The organism is Kribbella sp. NPDC051770 (assembly GCF_040681455.1).
Classification (GTDB): domain Bacteria; phylum Actinomycetota; class Actinomycetes; order Propionibacteriales; family Kribbellaceae; genus Kribbella.
Genome location: NZ_JBFAYT010000018.1, coordinates 1 through 16,610, shown reverse-complemented (window position 1 = coordinate 16,610; position 16,610 = coordinate 1). Strand labels below are relative to the sequence as shown.

Annotated in this window: 10 protein-coding genes and 1 tRNA gene; 10 read left to right on the top strand and 1 reads right to left on the bottom strand. The window is 70.3% G+C overall.

Translation table 11 applies throughout. The features are described from left to right. The first annotated feature begins 27 nt into the window (after window positions 1-27). Genes AB0M01_RS36645 through AB0M01_RS36635 form a run of 3 tightly spaced genes read left to right on the top strand, consistent with a single transcriptional unit; the run spans window position 28 to window position 9,941 of the window. Window positions 28-6,390 carry a hypothetical protein gene (locus AB0M01_RS36645; RefSeq protein WP_363677140.1) on the top strand — a complete coding sequence of 2,121 codons (6,363 nt, stop codon included), beginning with the start codon at window positions 28-30 and terminating at the stop codon, window positions 6,388-6,390. Beyond that, window positions 6,387-8,915, top strand: coding sequence for a right-handed parallel beta-helix repeat-containing protein (locus AB0M01_RS36640; RefSeq protein ID WP_363677139.1), 2,529 nt, complete (start codon window positions 6,387-6,389; stop codon window positions 8,913-8,915). Before AB0M01_RS36645 ends, AB0M01_RS36640 begins: the two co-directional genes overlap by 4 nt. A 60-nt stretch (window positions 8,916-8,975) precedes the next feature. Further along, the gene (locus AB0M01_RS36635; protein ID WP_363677138.1) at window positions 8,976-9,941 is read left to right on the top strand and encodes a hypothetical protein; all 966 of its coding nucleotides are present in this window, start codon (window positions 8,976-8,978) and stop codon (window positions 9,939-9,941) included. Window positions 9,942-9,946: 5 nt separating this feature from the next. Here the strand turns inward: AB0M01_RS36635 and upp are convergent, their stop codons facing one another. Continuing rightward, complete coding sequence (gene upp / locus AB0M01_RS36630; protein WP_363677136.1) at window positions 9,947-10,588, bottom strand: uracil phosphoribosyltransferase; 642 nt, start codon at window positions 10,586-10,588, stop codon at window positions 9,947-9,949. 139 nt (window positions 10,589-10,727) lie between these two features. Between upp and AB0M01_RS36625 the strand changes: the two genes are divergently transcribed. The 7 genes from AB0M01_RS36625 to AB0M01_RS36595 all read left to right on the top strand — a co-directional run bounded on the left by AB0M01_RS36625 (window position 10,728) and on the right by AB0M01_RS36595 (window position 16,503). Beyond that, window positions 10,728-10,898, top strand: coding sequence for a hypothetical protein (locus AB0M01_RS36625; RefSeq protein ID WP_363677134.1), 171 nt, complete (start codon window positions 10,728-10,730; stop codon window positions 10,896-10,898). A 59-nt stretch (window positions 10,899-10,957) separates the two neighbouring features. Beyond that, window positions 10,958-12,322 (top strand): hypothetical protein, encoded by a 1,365-nt coding sequence (locus AB0M01_RS36620; protein WP_363677132.1) that lies wholly within the window; start codon window positions 10,958-10,960, stop codon window positions 12,320-12,322. A 10-nt stretch (window positions 12,323-12,332) separates the two neighbouring features. After that, entirely contained in the window at window positions 12,333-13,682 is a 1,350-nt protein-coding gene (locus tag AB0M01_RS36615; protein WP_363677130.1) for a hypothetical protein, read from the top strand. A 102-nt stretch (window positions 13,683-13,784) separates the two neighbouring features. Next, entirely contained in the window at window positions 13,785-14,285 is a 501-nt protein-coding gene (locus AB0M01_RS36610; RefSeq protein ID WP_363677129.1) for a tRNA adenosine deaminase-associated protein, read from the top strand. A gap of 28 nt (window positions 14,286-14,313) precedes the next feature. Then, the gene (gene tadA, locus AB0M01_RS36605; protein WP_363677265.1) at window positions 14,314-14,748 is read left to right on the top strand and encodes a tRNA adenosine(34) deaminase TadA; all 435 of its coding nucleotides are present in this window, start codon (window positions 14,314-14,316) and stop codon (window positions 14,746-14,748) included. A 13-nt stretch (window positions 14,749-14,761) separates the two neighbouring features. Then, window positions 14,762-14,852: transfer RNA gene (locus AB0M01_RS36600), tRNA-Ser, on the top strand. 142 nt (window positions 14,853-14,994) lie between these two features. After that, the gene (locus AB0M01_RS36595) at window positions 14,995-16,503 is read left to right on the top strand and encodes a potassium/proton antiporter (protein WP_363677128.1); all 1,509 of its coding nucleotides are present in this window, start codon (window positions 14,995-14,997) and stop codon (window positions 16,501-16,503) included. Window positions 16,504-16,610 lie beyond the last annotated feature (107 nt).

Below are 16,610 nucleotides of genomic sequence, written 5' to 3'. Positions count from 1 at the left end.
GCGAGCGACGACTCGATCCGCGCGCTGATGGACGACGTGGCGAACGGCTCCTTCACCTCGCACCGCGGCTACGGCGGGTACGTCGACCTGTCGATGACGGACGCCGACGACCTGATCAGCAAGGTCGACGACTTCGTCACGACCGCTTCCCAGACGGCCTTCCACGGCCCGAACCCCCGGGTCACCCTGTACCGCGGCATGTCGCTCGACCGGACGGCCGCGCAGGCCGACGAGTTCGTCGAGCGGCTCCCGTCGTCCACCTCGAACGGGATGGACTTCCAGCGCACCTGGGCCGACAACGGCGTCCAGGGCAGCCGGGTCGTGTTCGAGATCGACGTACCGCCGCAGCACACCAAGCTCGCGATGGCCTACCCGGAGCGCTACACGCCGGGCGCGGGCGACGCGCGGGCGGTCAACCAGGCCCAGTACGAGGTGACGCTCGCGCCGACCACGCTGATCCGGACCGGCGAGAACCGGCCGCTGGGTGACCTGACGATCATCCCGGTCCGGGCCGAGCAGCTGCCGGCATCCCGGTACGACGACCTGATCCGCGAGGAGTGGACCGGTCTGCCGTCCGGGACGGCCTTCGACGACTTCGCCGCCGCCCTGTCGACCGAGCGGCTGCAGAAGTTCCAGGGCATGACCGACGTGCACGCGACGTCGACGATCAGCGCGGACCGCCTGGTCAACGTGGTCAGGGTGACCAAGCCGGGGACCACCGACGAGCTGGTGATCACCGTGACCCGGAACGTCGACGCGGACTCGGTCGCGGTGTCGGCCCGGTTCAACGGCGAGCGCTTCTTCGGTGGCTCCTGGAGCGGGACCGACTTCGCCCGGATCGCGACCGACCTGCGGGCCGGCGTACTGCACAACAGCGACGTGTTCGCGGGCAAGCTGCAACCGCTGGCCTGGCGGCGGATGCCGGAGCCGACGCTCACCGACGACGCCGTCGCGCACACGAACCTGTTCCGGCGTACCGGTGACTCCGACGTCACGGTCGCGCAGCGGATGCACGACTTCAAGGCCGTCCAGAAGGCGTACGACGAGTACGTCGCGGCGGGCAAGGCCGGCGACACCTTCGGCGGGCGGACCGACGGGCCGTCGTCCGGGCCGTCGATGGGGCAGCGGGCGGACCTGAACCTGCAGCTCGCGCAGCAGCGGTTCGACGCGGTCAAGGACGCCTTCCAGGCCAAGCACCAGCTGTCCGCCGACGACCTGATCCGGCAGCTGGACGAGCTGCGGATCGACTCCCTCAAGGAGCGTCCGCGGATCGTGGCCAAGGGCCGGCCGAAGACCGCGGGCGTGCCCGGCGTCGAAGGCCTGCAGGTCAGGCTGGCCGACGAAGGCCTCTCGCTGAGCGGCGCGGGAGCCGCCGGGTTCCGCACCGACCTGACGCCGGACGGCCTGGTCGCGGTGCACCGGCTCGGTCAGAACGGCGTCGACAGCACGCAGACCTGGCTGTTCAAGCCGTTCATGGGCAAGCTCGTGCACGTCGGCGACGGGTTCCCGCTGGTCAACGGCGCCTTCGACGGCCGCTCGGTGATGATCACGCTGAACAAGGGCGTGCCGGAGTCCGGCCAGGTCGTCGACTCGCTCGGCCACCCATGGCCGGTCAAGCTCACCGACGACAGCCTGGTGATCGCGACGCCGGACGGCCCGCAGGTCTACAGCCGGACCGGCAGGTTCCAGGCACCGCACCCGACGACCACCCACCCGGCCCCGGCGGCGCTGCCGGACGGGTTCACCGGCGACGCCGCGCGCTGGAACAACGCGGTCGACGCCTCCCGCCTGCACCTGACCGAGGCGCTCGACAAGGCCAGCGGCGTGCACGCGCTGATCCGCAAGGTCCAGACCGGCGCGTTCACCGGTAAGCGTGGGTACGGCGGGTTCGTGAAGAACGCCTCCGACGACCTGATCAAGGACACGCTGCACTTCGACCAGGTCACCAAGGAGCTGCTCTTCAAGGGCCCGGACCGGCCGATGACCGTGTACCGCAGCGTCGACATGGACCGGGCGACCGCGCAGGCGACCGAGTTCGTCGAACGGGTGCCGAGCTCGACCTCGCAGGACCTCGCGTTCCAGGTCGAGTGGACCCGCAAGGGCCTGCCGGAGAACACCTACGTGTTCGAGATCGACGTACCGGCCGGGCACGGCAAGCTCGCGATGTCCTACCCGCCGGGCTACACCAAGCTCGACGCCGACGCGCCCGCGCTGAACCAGGCCCAGTCCGAGGTCACGCTGGCCCCGACCAAGCTGGTCCGGACCGGCCCGGACAAGGAGGTCGTGGTCGACGGGGTGACGCTGAAGGTGATCCCGGTCGAGGCGGTCCAGATCCCGGCCGACAAGCTGCGCGGGTTCATCCGCGAGCCGTGGCAGGGGATGCCGACGGCCACGGCGTACGACGACCTGGTGCGCGCCTTCGACGAGCGCTCGATCGCCAACTGGCACGGCTACAAGTACGCCGACGTCCAGGCCGTGAAGAGTGCCGACGGCAACCTCACCACGCTGACCGTGAGCCGGCCCGGCTCGACCGACCAGCTCACCGTCACGATCACCCGCAACACCACCGACGACACCGTGGCGGTGACCTTCACCGGCGGCGGCCGGGAGATCACCAAGGGTCCTTGGCAGCCGACCGATCTCGGGGACATCGCGGCCAAGCTGCGCAGCACGATCCTGCACGACAGCGACGAGTTCGCCCCGCTGCCGCGACCGGCGTCGTGGCCGCAGGACACGGTCGAGGTCCAGATCCGGCAGCTGCCCGGCGACGTGACGGTCAAGGTCGAGAACAACGGCCTCACCACCACCCACGAGCTGCTCACCCAGAACCCCGGCACCAAGCTGGAATCCCTGCCAGGCGGTCACTTCCAGGTCGCCGAGGGCAGTAAGGCCTACCGGTACGACGCGACCGGCGAGCTGCTCGACACCCGGATCACCGTGGTCGGCGCGCAGGGCGAGCAGTTGACGGTCGTGCACGGCGTCGACGACGTGGTGACGATCCGGACCGGCACGGATCTGCCGGTCGACGGGCGCACGGTCACCTTCGCCGGCGGTGAGTACACCGTGACGCGGACCGGCGGGCACGACGTGTTCGATCTCCAGGGTGCGCTGCTGCGCGAGGTCACCGACCTCGATCCGCTCGGCGCCGGGCAGCTCGGGTCGCGGATCACCCGGGCCCAGGACGGCACGATCACCTGGACCGACCTGCACGGTACCGCCGTCCCGGTCCCGCACCGCGCGACGATCGATGCCCAAGGCAACATCAAGGTCGAGCTCACGCTCAACGGCAGCCCGCGCAACGGCGAGTACCACCAGTACTCGAAGACCGGGCAGCTCACCGAGCAGGGCTTCCGGGTCGTCGACAACGGCCGGGCGACGGACTACACCTACGTCGTCGACCGCGTGGCCGGCACCTGGAGCCGCAGCGGCGGCGTGACGGACAACGTCGCCACCGGTGGCTTCCTGCACGGCAAGCTCGACGTGACCGGCGCCGGGAACGGCAACCTCAAGCTGCTCAGCTCGACCGCCAAGGAGGTCCAGGTCTTCGAGCGGCGCTGGCTGGCCGGTGGCACCGTCCTGGACAGCTTCCGCCGCACCGACACGCTCGGCTTCGGCACCTTCGAGCGGCGGACCACCTGGGCGACGTACGACGCGACTGGTGGCGGCCTCTCGAACTGGGGCAAGCGCGAGTTCGACACCGGTGGCTACTCCTGGCGCGACGTCGACCACAACGGCCGGTCGGTGCACCACTTCCAGCAGGGCCTGCAGAAGTACGACAACCCGGTCGCCGAGCAGCTCACCCCGATCATGGGCAAGGCCGAGAAGGAGATCGCCGGCCACGTCCTGGCGATCCGGGGCGCGGACAACACCTGGACCTGGAACCGGTACGACGCCGACGGCGGCCTGGTCGCGTCCGGCTCGCGGACCTGGGAGAAGGTCGGCGACGGCTTCACCGACCGGGTCCGGATCGGGACCCAGGACGAGATCGCGCAGCAGAAGTGGGGCGCCTTCAACGGCGTCGACACCGCCCGCCGGTACCAGGAGTTCAAGCTCGAGGTGGACGCCGGCGTCGTCACCCGCTCCGGCGAGTTCGACGTCCGCGGGACCGGCGACAAGTCGATCGGCAGCGCCAAGTTGCTGGACAACGGCGACATCGTGTCGGCGAGCCGGGTCGGGGAGCAGCGGCCGCCGCTCTGGTTCCGCGAGTTGGTGCAGGACAACAACCGGACCTTCGACGGCTTCACCGCGCACATCGCGAAGGACCCGCAGTACCAGATCCACCGCTGGGAGACCTCCGGGGCCGGGGGCAACAACCGCGGTGTCCGCTACCAGGCCGGCGACGAGTCGATCACCGACGTGGACATGGCCGGCAACCTGGTCCGGTTCGAGGGCAAGCTGCACGACGGCAGCAAGCTGAAGGTCGGCGACCAGGTCAAGCCGCCGGAGACCGCCCTGCCGAACCTGAACGGCCGGACCGTGAAGGCGTGGGACAACGAGACCTCGCGCGGCTGGCGGGCCTTCGACGGGACCAACAACACCTGGGAGGACTTCGTCCGGCTGCCCGGTCCGAGCCGTCCCGGCCAGGGGCCGGACTGGGTACTGGTGCGCAGGAGCGAGCCGGGTGGACAGGTGCGGGAGTTCCCCGAGCCGGGCAACACGAACGTGTGGTTCCAGCGGGACCCGCACGGCAACCTGGTCGGCGAGCAGCACCTGGCGCCCGGCGTACGGGGGAATCAGCCGCAGCGCTACATCGAGTCGAACGGGCCGGCCGACTCGTCGTCGTGGACCTGGCGCGAGCTGGACGCGAACGGCGTGCCGACCGGTAACCACGGCGACCGGTTCCATTTCAAGGGCTCCCGCGAGGAGTCGATCAGCTGGGACAACTCGTTCCGCGACTTCGACGCCGGCGGCAACCTGATCCGCGACCGGCACATGCTGGACGAAGGCCGGTACGTCGAGTCGTGGAAGTCGGCGAACAACAACTGGCACAGCGCCGAGTTCGACAAGTTCGGGCAGCGGGTCGACGGTGCGATGACGTTCGACCGGCGCTGGGGCACCGGCGACGGGACGTGGTCGCCGCGCTGGAGCCAGAACGCCAAGTACCACGTGGACTTCCAGCCCGGTACGCCGCAGTTGACGCGCCAGGTCCGCTTCGAGACGCCGCAGCACGTCGGCGACGGACGGCCGGTCCGGGTCCGCGAGTACACGGTGGACGAGGCGACCAAGGTCAGCGACCGGGCGCAGTGGAAGGAGTTCGACTTCGACAAGATCGTCCGGGAGCGGGTCAAGTCCGGCGACAACTTCCTGGAGACCGACAAGATCCACGGGCAGTGGAAGCTGTGGGACGAGACCGGCGGAGTGGTCGGCGAGCGGTCCCAGAACGGTCTGGTCTTCGAGCTGCGCGACGGCCGGCTCCGGCTGACCGGCAACGAGTACGACTTCCGCGGCGCGATGACCGAGTTCCGCGGCTGGAACTCGCGGATCGGCGACGCCCAGCGGCAGCCGTGGCTGATGCACTCGGACTGGTCGCTCGACCCGAAGGTGTTCCGGCCGGGTGGCAGTGCGGGCCGGGCGGAGGCCGGCTACGCGTCGTACAGCCGGCTGCTGTTCCAGAAGATGCTGCTCACCGCGTCGACCGAGTTCGTGCTCGACTACGCGGCCAGCGTAATCATCCTGGCGATCATCGCCGAGGCGCAGAACAAGCCGTTCACCGGCACCGACGCGCTCAAGGCGCTGATGAACGCCGCCGTCGGGACGACGCTGCGCACGGTGGCCGGCACCGCGCTGACCGAGACCCGCCTCGGCGGCTCGCTGCGCGACCTGAAGACCACGGCCGGCAACCTGGACGGCGGCAAGCTGGTCACCAACCGGCCGACCAACAACAACGCCAGTTGGGGTGTCGAGTGGGCCGGTCACACCGGTGTGGCCAAGTGGCGTGGCGGTACCTTCGACTACGGCTTCGGCATGCTGATGCTGCCGCTGACCGGGTTCGTGAACGGCACGATGAACGCGGCGATCTTCGGCGTCACCGGGCCGGACGGCAAGCCGCTGAAGCTGACCGGCTGGCAGGCGATGGCCGAGGGCGGCATGTCGGTGGCGACCGGATTCGCGGTGGCCAACAGCCTGGGCATGCTGCGCACGATCGGGATGGGCTTCGGCGCCGGGCGGTACTTCCAGAAGGGCGGGATCGCCGACATCGCAGCCGGGTTCGGGCTCAAGTTCTTCGAGAAGGGCCTGTCGATCGCCTTCCTCGGCCCGGCGATCCGCGCGTCCATGGACCCCGCGTGGTCGCGGCCGCTGGTGCTTCCGCCCAGTGTTACCGTGCCACCGATGGAGACCACGAACTCGGGTCTGGTGCTGCCGCCCGGTACGCAGCAGGGAGCTCAGTGACTACGAGGTATGTGGCCCCCAAGGGCGGGCGTGGCACGTTCCGGCGGATCTCCGACGCGGTCAAGGCCGCGACCCCCGGCGACGTCGTCCTGATCGCCGCCGGCCGGTACGACGAGCAGGTGGTGCTGGACCGCTCGCTGGCGCTGGTCTCCGAGCAGGGCCGCGGCAGCGTCGAGGTGGTCGGCGTCGCCGGCAGCGGTGAGCCGGCGATCGTCGCCGAGGGTCTCGAGTGCGCGCTGCGCGGCCTGGTGGTCGGGGCCGCCGACGACAGCGGGACGCCGGCGATCGGGATCGCGCCGGGTGCCGGGCTGCTGGTCGAGGACTGTCTGGTCACCGGCAGCCGGATCCATGCCCGCGGCAACGAAGGCGGTCAGAGCCAGGACCTGACCGGGTACGGCGTGACGACGGTCCTCGTCCGCCGGTCGGCGCTGAGCGACGGCCGGCTGGCCGCCATGCACCTGTCCGGCCGGGTCCGCGCGAGGATCGAGGACTCCAGCATCGACAAGATCGACGGCATCGGCGTCGTACTGTCCGGCGGGGCGCAGGTCGAGGCGGAGCGGCTCCGGATGACGTCCACCGCGGGCTACGGCTTCCGCTCGCGCGGTGGCGGCAAGGTCACGATCACCGACTCGGTGCTGCGCCGGACCGGGATGGCCGGCGTACTGCTGGAGGACGGCTCCACCGGCGTACTGACCGAGGTGGCGATCGACTCGTCCGGTGCGGCCGGTGTGCACGCGACCGGGACGGCGCGGGTCGAGCTGACCGACTGCCGCGTCCGTACGCCGAAGGCCAGCGCGCTGGTCGTCCAGGACCAGGCTGAACTGACCGCGAAGGGCTGCACGGTCTCCGACTCCGGGGCGAACGGGCTGCTGATCTCCGACGGGGCCGAGGCGACCCTGACCGACACGCGGTTCGACCGGTCGGCGTACAGCGCTCTGCACCTCACCGGTACGGCGACCGTCAGGCTGACCGACTGCCTGATCCGCGGCGGCAACGAGCACGGCGTGCACGCGACCAGCACGAGCCGGGTCGAGCTGGCGGCCTGCGGGATCGCCGACGTCGGCCTGACCGCACTGTCGGTCGTCGACGACGCCGTACTGCGGGCCGAGGACTGCCGGATCTCCGGCGGCTCGGTCGGCGTCCACCTGGAGTCGAACTCGGTGACCAGCCTGGACGCGTGCTCGGTGACCGCGACCAGCGGGACCGGGATCGAGCTGTCCGGGGCCGGGATGGTGCGGATGGACGCCGTCCGGGTCAGCCGGACGAAGGCGGCCGGCATCGTCTTCGGCTCCGGGACGAGCGCCGAGCTCGCCGGCAGCACGATCGAGAAGTGCGAGGGCTCGGGCCTGGTGGTCTGGTCCGGCGTCGCACCGACCGTCACCGGCCTGCGGGTGACCGGCGTGGCCAAGAACGGGATCTACCTCGCCGAGAAGGCCGCCGGGACGTACACCGACTGCGACGTGGTCGGCACGCAGTACCCGGCGCTGCATCTCAGCGCGGGCTGCTCGCCGGTACTGCGGCACGTGCGGATCCGCGACTGCGCCGGAGCGGCCGGGCAGGACGACGGCGCGAACCCGGTGTTCGACGACTGCACGGTCGACGGTGCGCCGATGGCGCCAACCGCTGCGCCGGCCGCTGTGAGCGCTGCGGCTGCCGCCAACGACCCTGCCGTCGTACCGGCGTCCGCGCTGGCCGAGAGCATGCCGCCGGAGGACGAGCTGCTGGAGGACGTGCTCGCCGAGCTGGAGGAGCAGGTCGGCCTCGACCGGGTGAAGCGCGACGTCCAGTCGATGGTGAAGCTGATGCAGACGGTCCGGATGCGGCAGGAGGCCGGGCTGCCCGCGCCGCCGCTCAGCCGTCACCTCGTGTTCGCGGGCAACCCCGGTACCGGCAAGACGACCGTGGCCCGGCTGTACGGCCGGGTGCTGAAGGCGCTCGGCCTGCTCCGCAAGGGACACCTGATCGAGGTCGACCGGACCGCGCTGGTCGGCGAGTACGTCGGCCACACGGGTCCGAAGACCACAGCGGCGATCAACCAGGCGCTCGGTGGCGTGCTGTTCATCGACGAGGCCTACTCGCTGGCACCGGTCGGGATCGGCAACGACTTCGGCACCGAGGCGATCGCGACGCTGGTCAAGATGATGGAGGACCACCGCGAGGACCTGGTGGTGATCGTGGCCGGCTACGTCAACGACATGGGCCGGTTCATCGGCTCCAACCCGGGCCTGTCGTCGCGGTTCACCCGGACGATGCTGTTCGACGACTACACCTCCGACGAGCTGGTGCGGATCTTCGAGTACCACGCGAGCGAGCACCAGTACCAGCTGAGCGGGGACGCCCGGGCGGCGCTGGCGCACCTGTTCGAGGTGATGCCGCGCGACGAGGGCTTCGGCAACGGGCGGACCGCCCGGCAGATGTTCCAGCAGATGACCGAGCGGCAGGCACACCGGCTCGCCGAGCTCACCGCGCCGACCGCCGACCAGCTCAGCTCGCTGGAGGCCGCGGACATCCCGCAGATCCGTTAACAGAAATTAATGGGAAGTGAGCTGCTGACAGTGTGAATTCAGCCGCTTACTCTCACACGCATGACTCTTTCCCGTCGTGGGCTGCTCGCCGGGACCGGTGCGATCCTCGCCGCCGGTGCCGTCGGAGCCCCGCCCGCCTCCGCCCGGACCACCGCCCTTCCCGCCACCAAGCGGTTCAAGATGAGCGCGACCACCAACGAGTTCTTCCGGCACAAACCGCTCTGGGGCCCGACGGTCATGCAGTCGATGGCCTTCGACACCCCGAACAACCGGATCTTCACCGCTCAGCTGCGCTCCGGCACGGCCGCGAACAGCGGGACGCTCACGCTGAGCCAGCTGAACTTCTCCGGGACCGTGCTCGGGCACATGTACCTGACCGGCTTCGGGCACGGCGTCTCGATCGGCGCCCAGGGGGTCGGCAGTACGTCGTACCTGTGGACCGAGACCGACGTCGACACCGCGAACGGGCGCGGCCGGCAGATCTGCCGGTTCCCGTGGCAGAACGGCGCGACGCTGACCAAGGACTCGGCCTCGCTGACCAAGTGGAAGCCGGTCGCGAACGGGTCGGTGTTCACGCCGGCGGTCGACCAGCGGTACGGGCGGCTCGGCGTACGGCACTCGCTGGCCGACGGGATGCACATCAACATCTACTCACTGGCCGCGGCGCAGGCCGGCGATTTCAGCAACGTCCTGGCCAGCTTCAAGCAGCCCGCCCTGACGCCGGGGATCGACTTCCAGGGCTGGGCGCTCTACGGCTCGTACTGCTACTTCTGGGAGGGCGAGGCCTACCCGGGCGAGCCCGACGAGACCAAGGCCAACTCGAAGCTGTGGTGCTACGACATCAACCGCGGCGAGATCGTCGACTCGTTCCTCACCCTGGCCGGCAAGAGCCTGACCTACCGCGAGGCCGAGGGGATGGCCGTGTACGGCGCCACCGACGCGACCGCGCGGCTCTACTTCGGCTTCGCCTCCGGGGTCACCGGGGATCGCCGGGCCAACTTCTTCTACCGCAACACGCTGGTCTAGCCGGACTACTGGGCGACGCCGTACAGGCGGTCACCGGCGTCGCCCAGGCCGGGGACGATGTAGCCCTTCTCGTTCAGGTGCGAGTCCATGCCGGCGATCACCAGCGTGCACGGGACGTTCAGGTCGGCGAGCTCGCGCTCGATCCGCTCGACGCCCTCCGGGGCGGCCAGCAGGCAGATCGCGGTGATGTGGTCGGCGCCGCGGTCGACCAGGAACTGGATCGCGACCGCCAGCGTGCCGCCGGTGGCCAGCATCGGGTCGAGCACGTAGCACTGCCGGCCGTGCAGGTCCTCGGGCAGGCGTTCGGCGTACGTCGACGCGGTCAGGGTCTCCTCGTTGCGGATCATCCCGAGGAAGCCGACCTCGGCCGTCGGCAGCAGCCGGGACATGCCTTCGAGCATGCCCAGACCGGCCCGCAGGATCGGTACGACGAGCGGCTTCGGCGAGGTCAGCTTGATCCCCTCCGCCTCCGCGACCGGGGTCTGGACGGTGATCGGGCCGGTCCGCACGTCCCGGGTCGCCTCGTAGGCGAGCAACGTGACGAGCTCCTCGGTCAGCCGCCGGAAGGTCGGCGAGTCGGTGCTCCGGTCCCGCAGCGTGGTGAGCTTGTGGGCGACGAGCGGGTGGTCCACGACGAGGATCTGCATGGCCGGAACGCTACCGCGTCGGCGATTCGTCCCGGGAAACCTCGGGCCCCGATACGGTTGGGGTGCAGTCGATTTTGGTTCGTGCCCCCGCCCGCCCCAGGGCGCTCCGACCTCAACCGACCCGGACGGACGTGCGCCCGTGACCGAGAACTCCGGTAAGTCGCCCGAACAATCGGACCGTCTGCGCCGCCGCGCCGCCTTCCTGCGCGAGCTCGAGGAGGCCAAGGCCCTTCGCGACCGGGTGCTGCCCCGGCGGGCCCGGATCCGGCAGATCCGGGCGGCGATGCGGCGGGCGACGTACCACCACTAACTTTTCGCCCCTGGCGTGCATCTGGCTGAGCAAGAGACCTTCTGCTCAGGAGCGACGCCATGAGAATCCGTTCGAAGCTGCCGGTCGCACTGCTGGCCGTCGCGAGCCTGGTCACCGCGGGGATGAGCGCCGCCGCGCTCGATGCGGACGCGGCCGACGACGAGTGTCTCTACAACCAGCCCACGATCAGCCAGGACACCTCGCCGGTCCAGACCATCGTGCTGGACGCGTCCGGGAGCGTGCCGATCGAGATGCACGCCAACCGCGACTCGCTCGACTGCAGCGGGATGGTCGCGTACGTCCAGAAGAAGGACGGCTCGCAGCAGCAGACGGTCGCCCTGCCGAACGAGGGTGGCCGGGGGATGCCGCCGAGCTGGACCTGGTACGGGTTCCTCCCGCTGACCGCCGCGACCGGTGAGGGCGACTGGGTCATCACCAAGGTCACCCACGGCGCGAACGTGCTGGAGACCAACGTGCCGTTCCACGTGTACCGCGGCAGCGTGCTCACGTTCGACCAGCCGGCGCGGACCAGCGGCACGGCCCGTACGACGCTGTCCGGCCAGCTGCGCCGGTACTCCAAGACCGGCGCACTCGTCCCGGCCGCCAACACCACGGTCAAGCTGCTGCACCTGACGCAGGACCTCCTGGTCGCCACCGCGAAGACCGACGCGACCGGGCGGTTCCGGACCACCGTCGCGTTCACGCAGAACACCACGCTGCGGGCCTACACCGCGGCCAGCGGCAACCACGTCGAGCAGATCACCGACTACCGGACCGCGCACAAGCTGATCGCGATGAGCTACCTGAGCGCGCTGCCCACGGCGTACGCGAACGGCTGGTGGAAGGTCTCCGGGTCGGCGTACCCGGGCAAGCTCGACGCGGATCTGCAGGTGTTCAACGGCAGCGCTTGGGTCACCACTCCGTCGTACGGGCCGATTCCGGCCAACGGCGTCTACTCCCGCTACTGGATGCCGACGAAGCCCGGGACCTACCGGCTGCGGGTGTGGGTGCGCGGCCAGCGGGTCGACAACTCGCCGTCGCGCGAGGTCAGCGTCAAGGTGACGACGTTGCCGAAGGCTCCGACGTACATCGTGGGGGCGACGGTCGCGCCGACGGCGGGGCAACCGATCCACTGGGACTCGACGATGTCGACGTACGGCACGCTGAAGTACCGGCGGGCGGACGGAACGCTCGGCCCGGTCTACAACCAGGTGGTCGAGGTGCACGCGCGCGAGGTCGGCCAGACCGGGTGGGCGCGGGTGGGCACCGCCCGGACCACCGTCAGCGGGTACTTCTTCACCCGCTGGGGCGTGAACGTCCAGCCCGGCCGGACGTTCCAGGTGATGCTCACCTACCCGGCGATGCTGCCGACTTTGGCCAGCAGCGCGACCGGTGTCGTCGGTCCGTTCGCCGTACAGCCCTAGGAGTTGTGCCATGCAGCGCAAGCTGATCAGTTTCGCGGTGGGGGTGTTCGTCACCGCCGCCTCCCTGACGTACGCCGAAGCCGCCGCGGACCCGTGCCTGGCCGGGCCGCCGATGCAGTCCTACGGCGGGGACCCGAACGAGAACGTGCTCACCACCGCGGACCTGCGGGTGCCGGTCGAGATGCAGGTACCGGCCCCGGAGTCCGTCGCCTGCGACGGGATGACCATCACCGTCGAGCGGCCCGACGGCTCGCAGCGGGTCGTGGTGCCGCTGACGGAGAAGGTCCACAACGAGTTTCCGACCATCGACACCCGGACGGGCTTCCTCACCGCGACTCTCGCCGGCGGCGCCGGCCGGTGGGTGATGACCAAGGTGACGCACGGCGCCAACGAGCTCGCCGCCAGCGTCTCGTTCCAGGTGCAGCGCGGTGCCACGCTCGTGCTCGACCAGCCGGCGCGCACCAGCGGTACGGCGAAGACGGTGGTCACCGGACTGGCCCGCCGCTACTCGACCACCGGTGCCCTGGTCCCCGCGGCCGGCGTCACCGTGCGCATCCTGGGCCTGAACCGCGCGACCGTCTTGGCCACCGCCAGGACCGGATCCGACGGCCGCTACTCCGTCCAGCTCGCCCTGACCAAAGCCACCGAGCTGTTCGCCAACCTGCCATCCGTGGGTGACTACGTCGAGCTGACCACAGCCCCGGCGGTCGCACACAAGCTGCTCTCGATGAGCTACCTGACGTCCTCCCCGACCGCAACCGTGAACAACTACTGGAAGGTCAGCGGGACAGCCTTCCCTGGGACGCTGTTCACCACCTTGGACTTCTGGAACGGCTCGGCCTGGCAGTCGACGCAGTCGTTCGGCAACACGGCGGCCAACGGCTCGTACGCGCGGTACTGGAAGCCCGACCGGCCCGGGACGTTCCGGATGCGGGTGTCGGTCTCCGGGGCAGGCATCGACAACTCGCCGTGGAGCCGGGAGACCACGGTCACGGTCAAACAGTTGCCGCAGGCGCCGACGTACTTCGTGGGGACGGTGGTCGCGCCGACGGCTGGGTTGCCTGTGCTCCGGGATTCGACGTTCTCCAGCTTCGGGACACTCAAGTACCGGCGCGCCAACGGGACGTTGGGTCCGGTTGGAAACCAGGTGGTGCTGGTCCACGCGCGGCGGGTCGGGGAGACCGCCTGGACGGTCGTCAGCTCGGCTCGGACGGCGGTCAGCGGGTACTTCTACACGCGGTGGGGACACATCTACGACGCCGGCCAGAGCTTCCAGGTGATGCTCACCTACCCGACCAAACTCCCGCAGGCCGCCAGCAGTGCGACCGGGGTTTTCGGGCCGTTCACCGTCCAGCCCTGATCGGTCGCGCAGCGTCGCCGTACGGTAACTGCCGGGGCACCGATACCGGCTCGAGATCGGGGATCCCTCCCGCCGGACGCCTGATTCTGCGACGATGAGGCCGTGTCTGATCCCACGGCCTCGCCGATGACGAGCACCGAGCTCGACTTCGCGCTCGCGGCCTACACCGAGGACGGGGTCTGGACGGTCACGCCACTGGTGCTGCGCGGCGAGCCGGATCTGTCCGCGCTGGTGTCGGCGCTGCGCCGCTACCCGGGCGAGTCCGGGGTGATCGGGATGATCTCGGTCGACGAGGACTTCTTCGTGCTGGTCCGGGTCGACGGCGGCCGGGCCCGGCTGCTGATGTCCGACGTCACCGCGGCGACCGAGTGGCCGCTGGCCAAGCAGGTCGTCGACGAGCTGGACATCCCGCTGGCCGAGGACGACGACGAGCAGGTCCCGGCCGGCGACCTGGCGATCGTGGCCGACCTCGGGATGACCGCGATGGATCTGGGCGCGCTGATCGACGACGTCGACCTGTACCCCGAGGAGATGCTCGAGGAGATCGCCGAGGCGCTCGGCTTCGCCAACCAGTTCCACGAGGCGATCGAAGCCATTGGCTGACCCGGCCCGCCGGGCCTGGGCCCGGCTGATGGAGCTCGCCCTGGCCGAGGCCGAGCAGGCCCGCGGCAGCGCCGACGTACCGATCGGTGCGGTGGTGGTGACCGCCGACGGCGAGGTGATCGGCCGCGGCCACAACGAGCGCGAGGCGACCGGCGACCCGACCGCGCACGCCGAGGTGCTGGCGATCCGTCAGGCCGCCGCGGCGGTCGGCGAGTGGCGGCTGACCGGCTGCACCCTGGTGGTCACGCTGGAGCCCTGCACGATGTGCGCGGGCGCCATCGTGCTGTCCCGGCTGGACCGGCTCGTCTTCGCGGCGTACGACGAGAAGGCGGGCGCCGTGGGCTCGCTCTGGGACGTCGTCCGGGACCGCCGGCTGAACCACCGGCCCGAGGTGATCGGCGGCGTGATGGCCGACGAAGCGGGCGCCCGGCTCCGCGATTTCTTTATTGGGCACAGGTCTTGATAGCCTCTGCGGCGGTGGCGTGTCCGAGCGGCCGAAGGAGCGCGCCTCGAAAGCGCGTGAAGGGTACCCCCCTTCCGAGGGTTCAAATCCCTCCGCCACCGCCAACCGGCTCCGGCCGGGAGTTACGCCGAGGACCCTGATGCTGTGTGATGCGTCAGGGTCCTCGTTCTTTGTCCGGCGAGATGATTCGTTGCTCATAGCTCGGGTCAATTAAGCTGCAGCCCCCGACCCTGAGGGGCCGAGCCTGTGGACGTGCACGAACTCGACCGGATCCTGCTCGCCGGCGCCGCGGTGCTGCTGGTGGCGATCGTCGCCGTGCGGCTGTCCGGCCGGCTCGGGCTGCCCTCGCTGCTGATCTACCTCGGGATGGGCCTGCTGCTCGGGGAGTCCGCGCTCGGGATCCAGTTCGAGGACGCCGAGCTGGCGCACGCGCTCGGGTTCGCCGCGCTGGTGATCATCCTCACCGAGGGCGGTCTGACCACCCGGTGGAACGAAGTGCGCCCGGTGATGCCGCTCGGCGTCGTGCTGGCCACGCTCGGGGTCGCGGTGTCGGTCTCGGTGGTCGCCTGCGTCGCGCACTTCGTGCTCGGCGCGGACTGGCAGATCGCGGTCCTGCTCGGCGCGGTGACGTCGCCGACCGACGCCGCGGCGGTGTTCTCGGTGCTGCGCCGGGTCCCGATCAGACCACGGTTGCGCGGCGCGCTGGAGGCCGAGTCCGGTCTGAACGACGCGCCGACCGTGCTGCTCGTCACGATTGTCAGTACGGGCTCGATCGGCGAGCACGGCGTACCGTACTTCGCCGGACTGGTGCTCTACGAGCTGGTCATCGGCGCACTGTTCGGTTTCCTGGTCGGTTGGGTGAGCGTCGGCCTGCTCCGCCGGGTCGCGCTCGGCTCCGCCGGTCTGTACCCGCTGGCGATCGTCTCGCTCGCCTTCATCTCGTACGCCGGGGGCACGGTCCTGCTGCACGTCTCCGGTTTCGCGGCCGTCTACGTGACCAGCCTGATCCTCGGCCGCGCCGAGCTGCCGCACCGGATCGCCACCAAGTCGTTCGTCGACGGGATCGCCTGGCTGGCCCAGATCGGGCTGTTCGTGATGCTCGGCCTGCTCGCCTCGCCCGGCCGGATCGGCCTGGACGACGTCGTGGTCGCGCTGGTGATCGGGATCGCGGTCACCGTGGTCGGCCGGTTCGCGGCGGTCGCGCTGTCGGCGACACCGTTCCGGATGCCGTGGAAGGAGCAGACCTTCATCGCCTGGGCCGGCCTGCGCGGCGCCGTACCGATCGTGCTGGCGACGATCCCGCTCGCCGAGCACGTGCCCGAGGCGGATCGGGTGTTCGACGTGGTGTTCGTGCTGGTGCTGCTGTTCACGCTGCTGCAGGGACCGTCGCTGCCCTGGCTGGCCCGGCGGCTCGGCGTACTGGACGACAACGCGGCGCACGAGGTCGACATCGACGTCGCGCCGCTGGAGTCGCTCGGCGCGGACATGCTGCAGGTGCAGATCCCGAGCGAGTCCAAGCTCGCCGGGGTCGAGATCGGCGAGCTGCGGCTGCCGGCCGGGGTGTCGATCTCGCTGGTGATCCGGGCCAAGCAGGCGTTCGTACCCGATCGCCGGACCGTGCTGCGGGCCGGGGACGCGATGCTCGTGGTGACGCCGAACCCGCTGCGCGAGAAGACCATCCGCCGGCTGCGCGCGGTGTCGCGGGCCGGGCGGCTGGCGGGATGGTTCGGCGAGCGCGGCCGCGAACAGGTATAGGGCGTGTCTCCCAGTTCCCGCCTACTGCGCGGCACTCGGCACGGCACCTCGGAGCACTGGAGCAAAGGCCACGATGGAAAAACATCGAGGCCTTCACTCCAGCACTC